Annotated in this window: 14 protein-coding genes; 7 read left to right on the top strand and 7 right to left on the bottom strand. The window is 74.7% G+C overall.

What is annotated here, in order from left to right:
- The first annotated feature begins 1 nt into the window (after position 1).
- Positions 2-2,263 carry a phosphoribosylformylglycinamidine synthase subunit PurL gene (gene purL, locus N542_RS0111495; protein WP_028644038.1) on the top strand — a complete coding sequence of 754 codons (2,262 nt, stop codon included), beginning with the start codon at positions 2-4 and terminating at the stop codon, positions 2,261-2,263.
- Between the two features lie 6 nt (positions 2,264-2,269).
- Here purL and N542_RS0111500 read toward each other — a convergent pair whose 3' ends face one another.
- From N542_RS0111500 to N542_RS24535, 3 genes are all read right to left on the bottom strand, one after another.
- Positions 2,270-4,237, bottom strand: a complete 1,968-nt coding sequence (locus N542_RS0111500; protein ID WP_155992994.1) for a hypothetical protein — start codon at positions 4,235-4,237, stop codon at positions 2,270-2,272.
- Between the two features lie 64 nt (positions 4,238-4,301).
- On the bottom strand, positions 4,302-7,340 hold the full coding sequence (locus tag N542_RS0111505) for a BTAD domain-containing putative transcriptional regulator (protein ID WP_155992996.1): 3,039 nt from the start codon (positions 7,338-7,340) through the stop codon (positions 4,302-4,304).
- A 46-nt stretch (positions 7,341-7,386) separates the two neighbouring features.
- On the bottom strand, positions 7,387-7,779 hold the full coding sequence (locus N542_RS24535; RefSeq protein WP_197025932.1) for a group I truncated hemoglobin: 393 nt from the start codon (positions 7,777-7,779) through the stop codon (positions 7,387-7,389).
- Positions 7,780-7,941: 162 nt separating this feature from the next.
- On the opposite strand from N542_RS24535, the gene N542_RS24540 reads away from it, so the two are divergent.
- A complete protein-coding gene (locus N542_RS24540; protein ID WP_231482609.1) occupies positions 7,942-8,652 on the top strand; it encodes an alpha/beta hydrolase family protein in 711 nt (236 codons plus the stop codon).
- Positions 8,653-8,669: 17 nt separating this feature from the next.
- On the opposite strand, the gene N542_RS0111520 is transcribed toward N542_RS24540, so the two are convergent.
- Genes N542_RS0111520 through N542_RS0111530 form a run of 3 tightly spaced genes read right to left on the bottom strand, consistent with a single transcriptional unit; the run spans position 8,670 to position 10,575 of the window.
- Positions 8,670-9,392 (bottom strand): hypothetical protein, encoded by a 723-nt coding sequence (locus N542_RS0111520; RefSeq protein WP_028644042.1) that lies wholly within the window; start codon positions 9,390-9,392, stop codon positions 8,670-8,672.
- Positions 9,389-9,994, bottom strand: coding sequence for an alpha/beta hydrolase (locus N542_RS0111525; protein WP_028644043.1), 606 nt, complete (start codon positions 9,992-9,994; stop codon positions 9,389-9,391). Before N542_RS0111525 ends, N542_RS0111520 begins: the two co-directional genes overlap by 4 nt.
- A gap of 17 nt (positions 9,995-10,011) precedes the next feature.
- Positions 10,012-10,575, bottom strand: a complete 564-nt coding sequence (locus N542_RS0111530; protein ID WP_028644044.1) for a helix-turn-helix domain-containing protein — start codon at positions 10,573-10,575, stop codon at positions 10,012-10,014.
- A gap of 66 nt (positions 10,576-10,641) precedes the next feature.
- On the opposite strand from N542_RS0111530, the gene N542_RS27865 reads away from it, so the two are divergent.
- From N542_RS27865 to N542_RS0111545, 3 genes are read left to right on the top strand one after another with little or no spacing between them, the layout of a single operon-like run.
- Positions 10,642-11,607: an NAD(P)/FAD-dependent oxidoreductase gene (locus N542_RS27865; RefSeq protein WP_028644045.1), complete on the top strand. Its 966-nt coding sequence runs from the start codon at positions 10,642-10,644 to the stop codon at positions 11,605-11,607.
- Positions 11,604-12,260 (top strand): SAM-dependent methyltransferase, encoded by a 657-nt coding sequence (locus N542_RS27870; RefSeq protein ID WP_051551621.1) that lies wholly within the window; start codon positions 11,604-11,606, stop codon positions 12,258-12,260. Before N542_RS27865 ends, N542_RS27870 begins: the two co-directional genes overlap by 4 nt.
- A 22-nt stretch (positions 12,261-12,282) precedes the next feature.
- Complete coding sequence (locus tag N542_RS0111545) at positions 12,283-13,251, top strand: helix-turn-helix transcriptional regulator (RefSeq protein WP_028644046.1); 969 nt, start codon at positions 12,283-12,285, stop codon at positions 13,249-13,251.
- Between the two features lie 12 nt (positions 13,252-13,263).
- Here N542_RS0111545 and N542_RS24550 read toward each other — a convergent pair whose 3' ends face one another.
- Positions 13,264-14,556, bottom strand: a complete 1,293-nt coding sequence (locus N542_RS24550) for an MFS transporter (RefSeq protein ID WP_051551623.1) — start codon at positions 14,554-14,556, stop codon at positions 13,264-13,266.
- A gap of 69 nt (positions 14,557-14,625) precedes the next feature.
- On the opposite strand from N542_RS24550, the gene N542_RS0111555 reads away from it, so the two are divergent.
- Both N542_RS0111555 and N542_RS0111560 read left to right on the top strand, forming a co-directional pair.
- Positions 14,626-15,216, top strand: coding sequence for a winged helix-turn-helix domain-containing protein (locus N542_RS0111555; protein ID WP_028644047.1), 591 nt, complete (start codon positions 14,626-14,628; stop codon positions 15,214-15,216).
- Complete coding sequence (locus tag N542_RS0111560) at positions 15,216-15,575, top strand: sterol carrier family protein (RefSeq protein WP_028644048.1); 360 nt, start codon at positions 15,216-15,218, stop codon at positions 15,573-15,575. Before N542_RS0111555 ends, N542_RS0111560 begins: the two co-directional genes overlap by 1 nt.
- Positions 15,576-15,600 lie beyond the last annotated feature (25 nt).

A 15,600-nucleotide genomic window follows, 5' to 3' on the forward strand; every position in this document is an offset into this window, starting at 1 on the left:
CGTGCCAGAGACCCGCATCGCCCATCTCGACACCGTCACCGTCGCCACCGAGGACCCCCAGCGCGAGCAGCCCTGGGCCGACCTGGGGCTGAAGCCGGACGAGTACGCCGAGATCCGCGAGATCCTCGGCCGCCGACCGACCAGCTCCGAGCTCGCGATGTACTCCGTGATGTGGAGCGAGCACTGCTCCTACAAGAGCTCCAAGGTGCACCTGAAGCAGTTCAGCGAGATCCCGCAGACGACGCCGGTCGGCAAGATGCTGGCCGGCATCGGCGAGAACGCCGGCGTCCTCGACATCGGCCAGGGCTACGCCGTGACGTTCAAGGTCGAGTCGCACAACCACCCGTCGTACGTCGAGCCCTACCAGGGCGCCGCGACCGGCGTCGGCGGCATCGTCCGCGACATCCTGGCGATGGGCGCCCGCCCGGTCGCCGTGATGGACCCGCTGCGCTTCGGGCCGCTCGACGCCGACGACACCCACCGGGTGCTGCCCGGGATCGTCGCGGGGGTCGGTGGCTACGGCAACATGCTCGGCCTGCCCAACATCGGCGGCGAGGCCGTCTTCGACGCGTCGTACGCCGGCAACCCGCTCGTCAACGCGCTCTGCGTCGGCGTGCTCCGGCACGAGGACCTGCACCTCGCCAAGGCGTCCGGCGCCGGCAACCAGGTGATCCTCTACGGCGCGCGCACCGGTGGCGACGGCATCGGCGGCGTCTCGGTCCTGGCGTCCGAGACCTTCGACGCCGACGGCCCGGCCAAGCGGCCGAGCGTGCAGGTCGGCGACCCCTTCATGGAGAAGCTGCTCATCGAGTGCACGCTCGAGATCTTCGCGGCCGGGCTGGTCGCCGGCATCCAGGACCTCGGTGGGGCCGGCCTGTCCTGCGCCACCTCCGAGCTCGCCTCCGCCGGTGACGGTGGCATGCACGTCGAGCTCGACCGGGTGCCGCTGCGTGACTCCACGCTCGCGCCCGAGGAGATCCTGATGAGCGAGTCGCAGGAGCGGATGATGGCGGTCGTCGAGCCCGACGACGTCGCCGGCTTCATGGCGATCTGCGCCAAGTGGGACGTCGAGGCCGTCGTGGTCGGCGAGGTCACCGACACCGGTCGGCTCCAGATCGACTGGCACGGCGAGCGCGTCGTCGACGTGCCGCCGCGCTCGGTCGCGCACGACGGCCCGACCTACCAGCGTCCGCTCGCCCGCCCCGACTGGCAGGACGACCTCCAGGCCGACGGCGCCGAGGCGCTGGCCCGACCGACCACCGGCGCCGAGCTGCGCGAGACCGTGCTCCGGATGGTCGCCAGCCCCAACCTGTGCGACAAGTCCTGGATCACCGACCAGTACGACCGCTACGTGCGCGGCAACACCGTGCTCGCGCAGCCCAGCGACAGCGGCATGATCCGGGTCGACCCCGAGACCAACCTGGGCGTCGCGGTCTCCACCGACTGCAACGGGCGCTTCGCCAAGCTCGACCCCTACGCCGGCGCCCAGCTGGCCCTCGTCGAGAGCTACCGCAACGTCGCGACCGGTGGCGCCGTGCCGCTGGCGATCTCGGACTGCCTGAACTTCGGCTCGCCCGAGGACCCGGCCGTCATGTGGCAGTTCGCCGAGGCCTGTCGCGGTCTCAAGGACGCCTGCCTGACCCTCGGCATCCCGGTCACCGGCGGCAACGTCAGCCTCTACAACCAGACCGGCGAGACGCCGATCCTGCCCACCCCAGTGGTCGCCGTGCTCGGCGTGATCGAGGACGTGACCCGTCGTACGCCGTCGGCGTGGGCGACCGGTGGCGAGCAGGTCTTCCTGCTCGGCGAGACCCGCGAGGAGCTCTCCGGCTCGGAGTGGGCGCACGTCGTCCACGGCCACCTCGGCGGACTGCCGCCGGTGGTCGACCTCGAGGCCGAGCGATCCCTCGCCGAGCTGCTGCACGCCGGCGTCGGCCTGCTGAGCTCCGCGCACGACCTGTCCGACGGTGGCCTCGTGCAGACCCTCGCCGAGGGCGCCCTGCGCCAAGGCGTCGGGGTCACGGTGACGGTGCCGGGCGATGCGTTCGTCGGCCTCTTCAGCGAGTCCGCGGCCCGGGTGGTGGTGACGGTCGCCGACGGCGACGCCGAGCGGCTCGTCGAGCTGGCGGCGTCGCACGGGGTGCCGGTCACCGCACTCGGCGTCACCGGCGGCTCCGCGCTGGCGATCGACGGGCAGTTCGAGATCCCGCTCGACGAGCTGCGGTCGGCCTGGACGGACACCCTGCCGACCGCGCTCGCCTGAGCCGGGTCAGCGCCGACGCCAGCCGTACCTCGCCGGGGTCGCGTCGCGGTTGCCGAGGTCGTCGGCGGCCCGGACCAGCAGCGTGTGCCTGCCCTCCTGCACGCGCACGGTCAGGCTCGCGCCGCACTTCCGCCAGGCCCGCTTGTCGACCTTGCAGGTGTACGTCGCGCCCTTCTCGGCCGCGAAGCGGAACCGGGCCTTCGCTGCCGTGGTGCTCCGCTTCGGGTGCACCACGATGGCGGTCCGGGGTGCGGTCCGGTCCACGGTGAGCGTCGAGGCGGTGCTCGGGCCCGGGTGCCCCGGGCGGTCCAGCGCACGGACGGCCAGCGTGTGCTTGCCGTCCCGGAGCTTCACCGACGTGTACGTCGTGGCCTCGGCCGCACCGGGCCGGCAGGCGGTCCAGGCGCCGGCGTCGAGACGGCACTGGGTGTGGGCGCCGGCGACGTTGCCGGCGAAGCTCCAGGTCGGGGTCGCGTCCCGGGTCCGCGTGCCCGGACCGACCGGCGCGGTGGTCGAGGCGACCGGGTCCACGCGGGTGACCACGGCGTCGCCGTTGCCGCCCGGCTCGGACAGGGCGCTGGAGGGGTAGTCGGCGCTGCTGTAGGTGGTGCCCGAGAGGACGGGTCCGCCGGTGGCGTCGAGGGACACCGCGGTCAGGGTGTCGTAGGCCGTGCCGCCGACGTAGCTGGCGAACGCCACCCGACCGTCGGCCGTGAGCTTGAGCAGGTAGCCGTCGTTGGAGCCGCCGTACGCGGGCTGCATCGGGTGCACCTGCGGCATGTCGGCGGCGTTGGTCTCCCCGGCGACGTACGCCGCGCCCCAGGCGTCGAACGCGATCGAGTGCGGGTACTGCCAGGATCCGGTGCCGCCGTAGTAGGTCGACCACGCCAGCTGCCCGCCGTCGGGGGTGAGCTTGATGAGCATCCCCGACCCGAGGGCGCTGATGGTCTCCTGCGCCGCGTGCACCAGGGGGAGCCCCGGCTTGCCGGTGAAGCCCGCGACGAGCACCGATCCGTCCGGTGCGACCGCGATCGTGCCGAGGTAGTCGTAGCCCCCGGCCCCGACGTACGACACGTGCTCGAGCACCGGTGCGGTCCCGCTCGCGAGCGAGTAGCGCAGGACCGCGATGTCGCTGGAGTCCTCGACGCCGAGCGAGCTCGTGGGTGCTCCCGGGGCCCAGGTGGTGAGGTGCCCGGCGGCGACGAGGCTGCCCCCCGGGCCGAACGCGAGCGCCGAGAGCTCCTCGTTGTGCCCGCCGACGCCGATCAGGGTGGAGTAGCTCAGCGACGCGCCGTCGGGCTGGATCGCGGTGAGGAACGCGTCGGTCGCGCCGTTGAGGAGGCCGTTGCCGTCCGCCGTCGTGGGGAAGGTGGGCGACGAGGTGTCCCCGGCGATCCAGATCCGCCCGTCGGGGCCGACGGCGACGTCGAGCAGCTCCTCCTTGACCGCACCGCCGAGGCGGGTCGACCACGCGAGCGCGCCCGTCGCGGCGTCCAGGCGCACGACGAAGCCGTCGACGGACCCGTCCCCGGTCGTCTTCAGGGTGCCGGGGGACGTGGGGAAGTCCCCCGAGTAGGTGCGTCCCACCACGACGAGCTCGTCGTCGGGCCCGATCGCGATCGCCCGGGCCTCGTCGGTGGCCGAGCCGCCGATCGTCTTGGCCCAGACCACCTGGTCCTGGTCCGGCGTCAGCTTGACCACGACGGCGTCGTTCTGGCCCTGGTAGCCACCCGGGTCGGTCGGGAAGCTGCCGCCCTGGAGCCCGAGCATCGCGTACCAGGAGCCGTCCGGGCCGCGGACGGCGTCCTCGGACCACTCCACGGCGGAACCACCGAGGAAGTGGGCGGCGCCGACGGGCAGGACGGCAGGGGCGTCGGCGAACGCGCCCGGTGCGGGCGTGGCGGTGACGCAGGCGGCCGTGGTCAGGCCGGTGAGCAGGGCCGCGGCGACGGTGGCGCGGATGGTTCGGGGCACGGGAGGCTCCTCGATCGGGGGTTCGGTCGAGAGCAGCGTGGCGGTCTCCGCTTGCAAGGGCCTTTCAGGATGCTGACTCGACGCCACCCGTGGCGCGCGCGGCCCGGGCCTCGACGTCGGCGAGCCGTGCCGACCAGGACAGGTCGGGCGCTCCGGGCCGGACCGCAGCCGCCTGCGCGAGCGCCTGGGCCGGGTTGCCGCACTCGAGCTCGGCCTCGGCCACCAGGGTCGCCACGACCACGTCGAGGGCGATCACGCCGATGCCGGACCACCGCTGACGGGCGGCGCGCAGCCCGGCCAGGGTGTCCTCGCGGGCGGCGGCGTCGGTGGGGATCCGGACCCGTCGTACGTCGGCCCAGCCGAGCACGACCTCGGCGAGCACGACGACCAGGTCGAGGCCGCGCTCACGCCCGCGGACCCGGACGTCGGCGGCGTGGTGGGCGGCCGCCTCGTGGTCTCCGCGGGCAGCGGCGAGCAGCGCGACCGTCAGGTCGACCACGACCGCCTCGGCGGCCGGCAGGCCGGACGCCCGGGCGAGGGTGTCGGCGGCGACGGTCTGGGCGCGGTCGGGCTGGCGCAGGTGCAGCAGGGCGTGCGCGAGGGCGCCCTGGGCGGTGACGGCCGCGTCGGCCCAGGACGGGCCCATCGCCTGCCCGTCGGACAGCTCGAGCGCCCGGGTCAGGTGGCGGTGCGCCACCTCCGGCCGGTTGCGGCAGCTGGCGGCGAGGCCCAGGGCGAGTCGCGCCAGCAGCTCCCCCTCGTGGCCGGCGTCGACCTCCGAGCGCAGCAGCGGCTCGAGCTCGGACTCGATCCGGGCGGTCTCACCGGCGCCGAGCAGCGCCGCCATCCGGCGGTACAGCAGGTCGACCACCTCCTGCCCGGGTGGCTCGCGTCGGCACAGCACGATCAGCTCGCCGACGTGGTCGCCGGCTGCGGTCGAGGTCCAGCCGTGCTCCGCAGCGGCCCGGGAGCTCTCGCGCTGCAGCACCGCCATCCGGGCGCGATCGCCGTCCGGACCGGCCGGCACCTGGTCGGCCACGCTCCGCGCCTGCTCGAGCCACCAGCTGCCCTGGTGGGAGCCGGGCTGGGTCAGCGCCCGGTCGGCCGCCTCCAGCAGCACGGGCAGCACGCTCTCGGCCCCGACGTTGTCGACCGCCTCGAGCAGGTGGCCCGCCAGGCGCTCGGGGTCGTGGACCCCGGCCCGGACCAGCGCCCCGGCGAGCTCGCCGTGCCAGCGGGCGCGTGGTCGGGGGCGGAGGTCGGCGTACACCGCGTCACGCAGCAGCGCATGGGGGAAGCGCACCAGGGGCCGGCTGTCGCCGGCCTCGACCAGCACGCCGGCGGCGGTCGTCTCGTCGAGGGCCTCCTCGAACTCGTCCGCGTCCAGCCCGACGACCTCCGCGACGACGGCGAGCGGTGCCTCCCGGCCGGCGACGGCCGCGACGTCGAGCAGCGCTCGGGCGGCGGGGGACAGCGTGGCGAGTCGCGACAGCATCAGGTCGCGCACGGTGCCGGGCACCTCGATCTGCGGCCCGGCCACGTCGGCGGGGCTCTGGTCGAGGAGCCGGGCCAGCTCGACCAGGAAGAGCGGGTTGCCGTCGGCGCGGCCCGCGACGGTGGCGCAGAGCTCCGCGGGCCGGGGCCGGGCCAGGCGGCTGCTGACCACCTCGGCCGCAGCCGGAGCGTCCAGCGCGCCGAGGTCGACCCGCGTGGTGTGCGGCAGCCGGGCGAGCCGGGCGGCCACCTCGGACCAGGCGGCGCTCTCCGCCGGTCGGCGGGTGAGCACCAGGAGGATCGGGTGGTCGGCGCACTCGGGCGCCAGTGCGCTCACCACGGCCAGCGTCGAGGGGTCGGCCCACGAGACGTCCTCGACCACGACCAGGAGCGGCTGCGCCTCGGCCGCCGCGAGGATCTCGGTGACCCACGCCCGGATCGTCCGCTGGTGGGCGGCGAGACCGCCGTCGAAGGCTGCGCCCGTCGTCGCGTCCAGGGACCGGAGCTCGCGGCGCGCCGGCGAGTCCGGCAGCGCCGCGAGGACGCGCTGCCAGGGTGCGAACGGCCCGGCGGTGTTCTCCTCGGGCGTGGCGCCCCACGCGACCAGCATCCCGTCCTCGGAGCACCGGTCCGCCAGCTCCCGGACCAGCCGGGTCTTGCCGATCCCCGCCTCGCCGATGATCGCGACCAGGCCGCCGTGCCCGGCCCGGGCCTCGGCCGCCGAGCGCAGCAGCTGGTCGAGCTCCGACGACCGGCCGACCAGCGGGTGCTGCGTGCGGGCGACCGGGGCGATCGTGGGCGTGGGCTCGGTCGCGACCGGTCCGGCGAGCCCCGGGTCCTGGCGCAGCACCTGGGCGTGGAGGTGGCGCAGCTCGGGGCCGGGGTCGACGCCGAGCTCGTCGGCGAGCCGGGACCGGAGCCGGTCGTAGCAGGCGAGTGCCTCGGCCTGCCGCCCGCCGCGGTAGAGCGCCACCATCAGGATCGCGTGCACGCTCTCGCGCAGCGGCAGGCCCGCGGCGAGCGCGGTCGCGCCGGTGGCCGCGGCCGCCGCGTCCCCGCACGCGAGCTGGAGCTCGAGGCGGAGCTCCCGCGCCGTGAGCACCCGCTCCTCGAGCCGGGTGGCCTCGGTGCGCGCCACGTCGCCGAGCCGGTCGATCACGTCGCCGAGGACCTGCCCGCGCACCAGCGCGAGGGCCTCCTCCACCAGGGCCAGCGCCTCGCGCGGGCTGTGCGTGGCGCGCTCGGACGCGGAGGTGAGGAGCCGGTCGAACGCCTGGGTGTCCACGGCCTCGGCGGGGAGGTCGAGCACGTAGCCGGGCGGGCGGCGCAGCACGACCGGCGGAGCCGCGCCGCCGCGGTCCTCGGGGCCGCCGAAGGCGCGCCGCAGCCGGGACACGTAGACCTGGAGCGTGGAGAGCGACGTGTCGCCGGCGTCGTCGCCCCACAGCTCGCCGATCAGGCGCTCGGCGGAGACGACCCGCCCCGGCTCCATCGCGAGGAGCGCGAGCAGGCCACGCTGCTTGGGGGAGCCGAGGTCGACCGGGACGCCGTCGAGGTCGACCTCGACGGGGCCGAGCAGGCGCACGGAGACCGTCATCGGACTGGCCACGGCACCTCCCCTCCGGCAGGCGCTGCCGGTCCCAGATGACAGGTGCTCAGGTCGTCGGGGACTCCACGCCTCCGACCGGGAGGCGGGTCACCACCTGGTCGCGCTGCGCGGCCAGCCGGGTCACCACCTCGTCGACCACCTCCGGATCGACCTCGAGCGCGCTCAGCGTATCGACAAGATGGCTCGCCGTCCGGTCGAACATGTCGTCGGTGATGTGCACGCCGGCGTGCGCGCTCCGCAGGTCTCGCCCGCCGTACTCCACGTCGGCCCCCAGCGCGGACGCCAGGAACGCGCGCATGTGCGGCCGCAGGCGGCCCATCTCGACGTGTGCGAACGCCGGCGAGACCGCCGGATCGGTGAGCAGCCGGTCGTAGAGGTCGCCGACCGCCGCCGTCAGGACGTCGCGTCCGCCCAGCGCGTCGTACAAGGTCTTGTCCACGGCGCACATCATCCACCTGCGCGCCTACAAAATCCTTGCAGCCGCCATCCTCGCGCGCGGTCGCGCCGAACCACCGGGGTGCACCGTCGTACCCTGCTGTCGCTGCCTGCCCTCTGCGGGCTCGTGGCCCTGACCGGTTGCACCGACGAGGAGGAGGCCCCGGTGTCGCAGGAGCCCTCGACGGTCGGGACGCGCAGGGTCGCGTACGGCGACGATCCCGCGCAGTACGGCGAGCTCACCCTGCCGTCCGGTGACCCGCGCGGTGTCGCCGTGCTGGTGCACGGTGGCTTCTGGAAGCCGGAGTACGGCATCGAGTACGCCACCCCGCTCGTGCCGAGCCTGGTCGCGGCCGGCTGGGCGACCTGGGCGATCGAGTACCGCCGTGGCACCGGCGCGGCCGACACCCTCGCCGACGTCCGGTCCGCGGTCGACGGGCTCGCCCGCCTCGGCGTCGACCTGACCACGGTCGTCGGCATCGGCCACTCCGCCGGCGGCCACCTCGTCACCTGGGCGGCCGGCCACGGCGGGCTCACCCACGTCATCTCCCAGGCCGGGGTGCTCGACCTGACGGCGGCGTACGACGACGGTCTCGGTGGTGGCGCGGTCGAGGCGTTCCTCGGTCACCCGCCGGGCCCGGAGGACGCCGACGTCGACCCGATCCGGGCGGCGCCGCTCGACGTGCCGGTCTGGTGCATCCACGGCACCCGCGACGACAACGTCCCGATCGAGCAGTCCCGGTCGTACGTCGCGGCCTCCCGGGCCGGCGGCGGTCGGGCCGAGCTCGTCGAGGTCGAGGGCGACCACTTCGTCGTCATCGACCCGGAGTCGGACGCCTGGGCGACGACGCTCGCCCACCTCGACAGCCTCGGCTGACCCGGACGAGGCCGACCTCAGGTCATCGCGTTGAGGATCGAGATCTTCTGCCAGATCTTGCGCGACATCCCGACCGTGAGGGACTCGATGGTGCTGACCGTGTCGAGCACGACCACGTCGCGCGACTCCTCGGCGCACAGCGCTGCGGTCTTGCCGACCAGGCTCAGCATCTCCGAGCAGTACTCGAAGTAGCGCTCCATCTCGTCCCGGCTCAGGTCGAGCGGGCGGCTCACCGCCGTCGGGCGGAAGGACTCCCGCAGCATCTCGGGGTCCTTCGTCAGCTGGTGCATGTCGATCACGTGCGCCATGGACCGCAGCTGGTGCAGGAGCGCGAGCGTCCGTCCGCGCCGGACCCGCTCGGGGAACGAGTAGAGGAAGAAGACCGCGATGCCGGCGTAGACCAGGTCGGCGATCACCGTCTCGATCAGCGGCAGCCAGTCCAGGGAGGTGCGCAGCCGGTCGTCGCTGACGGTGGCGTCGTGGATCCCGAGCACCAGCGCGACCACGGTCGCGGCCAGGATCACCACGGTCAGCGCGCGCGAGCAGACCCGGGCCAGCCGGACCCGGGTCTGCGTGGTCTCCGAGACGGCGCCGACCTCGTCGACGAGCGACAGCAGGTCGGCACAGGCCTGCCGCAGCCCGCGTGCGGGGAAGCGGGCCTCGATCCGGTCGTGCAGCAGGGCGACGGTACGGCGTACCGGCTCGACCTTGAGCTGCTCGGAGGCCGCGCCCGCGGTCATCGGCGCTGCCGCTCGGCCAGCCGGACGGCGGCGTGCAGCACGAGCTCGGTCATCTCCGGGTCGGTGACCGCCTCCTCGGGCGCCCGTCCTAAGGTCAGCGCCGCCGGCTGGGTCAGCCAGGCCCACGCGCGCCAGGGGTCCATCCCGGCCGCCAGCAGCGGCTCCAGCAGCGGCGCGACGTCGGGCCGGATCTCCCCCTCGGCGGTGAGCTGGAACGCCGGCACCAGGGCGCGTCCCTCGACCGGCACAACCACGAGCCGGTGGGTCTGCTCGGCCTTGTGCACCGCGTAGCGGGTCGCGTCGACCGAGGCGCCGCGCAACTCCGCCAGCGTCTCGTAGGTGAACCACGGCGTCTCGAGCAGGGCGGCTCGCAGCCGGGCCTGCCGGGCGATCAGGAGCAGGCCGACCGGCACGGCGTGCTCGGGCTCGCTGCCCTCGCTGCGCAGCAGCCGGTCGAGCTCGTCGATCCGGTCGGGCTCCGTCCAGACGGCCCGGCCCTCGTCGTCGCGGGAGAAGGTCGGCAGGCCGGCCTCGGCCAGGTGGTCCGCGAGGCCGAGCCCCTCGAGCCAGCTGGCGAGACGGTCACCGTCAGCAGCACTCACCCGCGAACCCTAGAGGCTCAGGTGCGGACGTGCATCCGCTCGCCCTGCGGCCCGAAGAGCGCCAGCACCTCGACCGGGTGCGGGCCGGGGTTGCCGAGCCAGTGCGGGGTCCGGGTGTCGAACTCGACGACCTCGCCGGCCCGGAGCACGAGGTCCTGGTCGCCGAGCACCAGCCGGAGCCGGCCCGAGAGGACGTAGAGCCACTCGTAGCCCTCGTGGGTGGCGAGCGTCGACGGCGGGCCCTCGTCCTGCGGGAAGATCACCTTGAACGCCTGCAGGCCGCCGGGTCGCCGGGTGAGCGGGAGGTAGGTGCGCCCGTGCCGGACGATCGGCTTCGAGCGCACCCGGGGGTCGCCGGTCTCGGGCGCGTCGACCAGCTCGTCGAGCGGCATCTGGTGGGCACGCGCCAACGGCAGCAACAGCTCCAGCGTCGGCTTGCGCTGCCCCGACTCCAGCCGCGACAGGGTGCTCACCGAGATGCCGGTGGACTCGGCGAGCTCGGCCAGGGTCGCGCCCCGCTCGAGCCGGGCGGCCCGGAGCCGGGGGCCGACCGCCTCCAGCACGTCGGCGAAGTCACGCATGTGTCCAGTTTGCCATTCCGGCAAGGAAGTTTGTCAATACGGCGAAGGCTCCGCACACTCGGTCGCATGCAGACATCACCGGAGTACGACGTCGTCGCGGTCGGCGGCGGAGCGGCCGGCCTGAGCGGAGCCCTGGCCCTGGGCCGGGCCCGCCGCACGGTCCTGGTCGTGGACGCGGGCGAGCCCCGCAACGCGGCCGCCGGGCACGTGCACAACTACCTCGGTCGCGAGGGCACCCCGCCGGCCGAGCTGCTCGAGGTCGGCCGGGCCGAGGTCGCGGCGTACGGCGTGCAGGTGCGTCGTGGCCGGGTCACGACGGCCATGCGGAGCGCGACCGGCTTCGGGCTCGCGCTCGACGACGGCACCACCGTCCACGCGCGGCGGCTGCTGGTCACCACGGGGCTGACCGACGTGCTGCCCGAGATCGCCGGCCTGGCCGAGCGGTTCGGCAACGACGTGCTGCACTGCCCGTACTGCCACGGCTGGGAGGTGCGCGACCGGGCCATCGGCATCGTCGCCGGCAACGCGTTCGCGCTGCACGGCGCCGGGCTGTGGCGGCAGTGGAGCGACGACGTGACGCTCTTCCTCAACGACCGGCTCGCCCTGTCGCCGGAGGACGCCGAGCGGCTCGCCGCGCGCGGGGTCGCCGTGGTGGAGGGCAGGGTCACCGAGGTCGTCGTCGAGGACGACCGGCTCGTCGGCGTACGCCTGGAGTCCGGGGAGGTCGTGCGGCGTGAGGCGGTGGTCGCGGCGCCGCAGTTCGTCGCCAACTCCGACCTGCTCGCCTCGCTGGGGCTGGAGCCGGTCGCCGTCGAGATGGGCGGCGTGCGCTTCGGGTACGCCGTCCCGTCCGACCCGGGCGGCGCCACGACCGTGCCCGGGGTCTGGCTCGCGGGCAACGTCACCGACCTGCGCGCGCAGGTCATCTCGGCAGCAGCCGGCGGCCTGAACGCCGGTGCCATGATCAACATGGACCTCATCGAGGAGGAGACCGCCGCGGCGGTCGCGACGTACCGGAGGAAGTCGGCATGAGCCACGGGCAGGGTGAGCAGCGGGGCCACGGGGAGATCACCCGCGAGCACTTCGAGCAGTCGTCGTGGGACGAGCGGTACGCCGGCGAGGGGCGCACCTGGAGCGGGCGGCCGAACGCCGTGCTGGTCGCGGAGGCGAGCGACCTGACGCCCGGTCGGGCGGTCGACCTGGGCTGTGGCGAGGGTGGCGACGCGATCTGGCTGGCCGAGCGCGGCTGGCAGGTCACGGCGATCGACTTCTCCGAGGCCGGGCTGCGCAAGGCCGCCGAGCACGCCGCCGAGCGGGGCGTCGCCGACCGGATCGAGCTCCGCCAGGCCGACCTGCGCACCTGGACCCCGGCCGGCGAGCAGTGGGACCTGGTCAGCTCCTGCTTCCTGCACCTGCTCGACCACGCGATGCTCGAGGCCACCGAGCAGATGGCGGCCGCGGTCGCGCCGGGTGGCACGCTCCTCGTCGCCGGGCACCACCCCGACGACTCGCACACCGGCCTGCGCTGGTCGCTGCCCGGCGTCATGTTCACCGCCGAGGAGCTGGCGCCTGCGGTCGACCCCGAGCGGTTCGTCGTACGGGCCGAGGCGCGTGAGCGCCGGGAGACCCGCCACGAGGAGACGCACTCGGTGACCGATGCGGTGCTGGTAGCGGTCAGGACCTGACCTCAATGCGCCGTACGCTGGAGTGATGAGCACCAGTGCCCGGATGCTACGGCTGCTGTCGCTGCTGCAGACGCACCGCTACTGGCCGGGCGCCGACCTGGCCGCGCGGCTCGAGGTGAGCGCCCGGACGCTGCGCCGCGACATCGACCGGCTGCGCGAGCTGGGGTACGACGTCGACGCCGTGCGGGGCGTCGCCGGCGGCTACCAGCTGCGCGCCGGGGGCGCGCTGCCGCCACTGCTGCTCGACGACGACGAGGCGGTGGCGATCGCCGTCGGCCTGCACACCGCCGCCTCCGGCGCGGTCGCCGGGCTGGAGGAGACGTCGCTGCAGGCGCTGACGAAGGTCACCGCCCTGATGCCGCCGCGGCTGCGCCGACGGATCGCGGCGCTCCGGTCGCAGACCGACGGGGTGCCGTGGGGCGGCGGCCCGGTCATCGACGCCTCGGTGCTCACCGTCCTGGCCCAGGCCAGTCGCGACGACGAGCTGCTGGGCTTCGGCTACCGGGCGCGCGACTCCGAGCCGACCCAGCGACGGGTCGAGCCGCACCGCCTGGTCTCGCTCGGTCGGCGCTGGTACCTCGTCGCCTACGACCGCGACCGCCAGGACTGGCGCTCCTTCCGGGTCGACCGGATCAGCGACCCGGTGGCCACCGGCCAGCGGTTCCGGCCACGCGAGCTGCCGGCCGAGGACGCCCCGACCTTCGTGCGCGCCGGCATCAAGTCGGTCGGGCAGCGCTACGTCGTACGCGTCCGGATGGCCGCCACCGCCGAGGCGGTCGAGGAGTACGTCGGCCGCTGGGCCACCATCGAGCCGGACGGCCCCGGTTGCCTGATGACGATGCGGACCGACACGCTCGACTGGCCGCTGATGGTGCTCGCGCACCTCGACGCCGAGTTCACCGTCGAGGGCCCGCCCGAGCTGGTGGACCGGGTCGCCCGGGCGGGGGAGCGGTTCGCCCGGGCGGTCGGTGCGGCGGGCGACGCCGGCTGAGCCGCCCGCGCCTCAGGCGGCCGGGCGTCCCGAGGTCGCCAGGACGGGGTGGTCGCCCCCGGTCCGAGGGTCGGTCGGTGGGGGCTGCGGCCAGTCCCGCGGGCGCGGGACCGAGCGGACGCTGGTCGAGAGCGTCGGGATCAGGGCGACCGCGGCGGTCAGCAGGCCGAGCACCGCCACGGCGGCGCCGCCGCCCACGCCCGCGAGCAGGAGGCCGGCGACCACCGGTGCCAGCGGCATCGCGGCCATGGAGACGAACTGCATCGTCGCCTGGACCCGGCCGATCAGCTCCGGCGGCGTCACCGCCATCCGGTAGGCCCCGATGCCCGCGTTGCCGGCCGGGTTGAGGAACAGTCCGGCCGCGAGGGCCGCGGCGACGACGGCCGGGTGGTTCCACAGCGCCATCGGCACCACGAGCGGCACGAAGCTCCAGGCCACCGCGACGGTGAGCCGGCCCGTCCGCATGCGGTCGATCAGCCAGGGCGCGACGAGCGCGCCGAGGATGCCGCACACGCCGGCCGCCGTCTCGACGAGGCCGATCTGGTACGCCGCGAAGCCACCCTCGACCAACCGCAGCACCGCCACGAAGAAGAGCGCATTGACGGTGAGGTTGGTCAGTGCCGACCACACGACCAGGACCCGGAAGAGCCGGTGCCGGGCGATGAACCGGATGCCCTCGGCCACGTCCCGCGTGGGCCGTCGGTGGGCGGTCGCGGCCGGGGCGGACAGATCGGTGCGGATCCGTCCCAGCAGCACCCACGAGATCGCGAACGTGACCGCGTCGGCGGCGAAGGGCAGCCACCGCGTCACGGCGTACAGCGCCCCTCCGAGCGGCGCGCCGAGCAGGCCCGCGACGTGCTGGCGGGCCTGCTGCTGCGACAGCGCGGTCGGCAGGTCCGTCACCGGCAGCACCGCGCGCACGGCGGACATCTCGGCCGGTGCGAAGACACCGGCCGCGACGCCGGTGAGCAGTGCGACCGCCAGCAGGTGCGGCACCGTGAGGGCGTCCGCGACACCGGCGACGACGAGCGAGGAGTAGAGGACCACGCCGCCACCGCTGGCCCAGCGCATGATCCGGCGGCGGTCGAGCCGGTCCGCGAGCACGCCCGCGGGGAGCAGGACGCCCGCCATCCCCAGCAGGAAGACCGCCTCCGCGGCGGCGGCCGCGAGCAGCGACCCGGTCAGCGCGAAGGCCAGCAGCGGGAAGACGAAGGTGCTCACCCGGCTCCCCAGCTCGCTGATGGTCTGGCCGAGCCAGAGCACCGTGAAGTCGTGGTTGCGGGCGAGCGCGCGGTAGCCGGACATATGCGCACCATATGTTGCGCACGTTGTGTTGCGCAATAGAGCGTGCGCAACTCGGCTAGGCTGGACGTCATGCCGCCCGAGCCCTCCCGCCAGCCGGTGCACGACCCGACGATGCTGCGCGCGATCGCCCATCCGGTGCGCACCCGGATCCTGAGCGAGCTGACCGCGAGCGGCCCGATGCGTGCCGCCGACCTGGCGCGGGAGCTCGACATCCCGGCCAACCAGGCGAGCTTCCACCTGCGCCAGCTGGCGAAGTACGGCCTGGTCGAGGAGGACCCCGCGGCGGCGCGGGACAAGCGGGACCGCGTCTGGCGCCCGACCTCCACGGACGGCGTCACCATCAACCTCACCGAGCTGGAGCAGCAGCCCGGCGGCACGGCGGCGTCGGCGGTGTTCCGCCGGCACGCCGTGAGCTGGGGTCACGTGGTGGTCGACGCGGCGTACACCGACGACCGGGACCCCGGGGTGCTGCGCTCGGTCAACGAGAACGCGGTCCGGCTGACCCGGGAGGAGGCGGCCCAGCTCGCCGGCGAGGTCGACGAGGTGCTCACGCGGTGGGTCGATCGCACGCGGGGGCGGGGTGACGACGGTCGCCGTACCTACCTGATGTTCTCGGTGCTGATGCCCTACCCCGACGGTCGTGCGCAGGAGGACGACTGATGGCCGCGCGCCTGCGCCCCGCCGACCCCCACGACGTCGCCGCGGCGCTCGCCCGGGTCGCCGACGGCTCCGCCGACCGGGCCGACCTCCGGCTGCTGACCAAGCACTTCCTCGCCGTCCTCGAGGACCGGGCGCCGGGGCACTCCGTCGAGGTCCGCGTCCCGCCGTACGCCGCCGTGCAGGTGATCCCCGGCGTCCGCCACACCCGCGGCACCCCGCCCGCCGTCGTCGAGATGGACGCCGAGACCTGGATCGCCCTGGCGTCGGGTGCGCTCGCCTGGGCCGAGGCCGACGGCACCGGCCGGGTCCGTGCCAGCGGTGAGCGGGCGGACCTGACGGCGTACCTCCCACTGGGGTAGTCCCTGACGCTCGCGGGGTCAGGCC

Origin of the sequence: Nocardioides sp. URHA0020, from assembly GCF_000620705.1 — a bacterium.
GTDB lineage: Bacteria > Actinomycetota > Actinomycetes > Propionibacteriales > Nocardioidaceae > Nocardioides.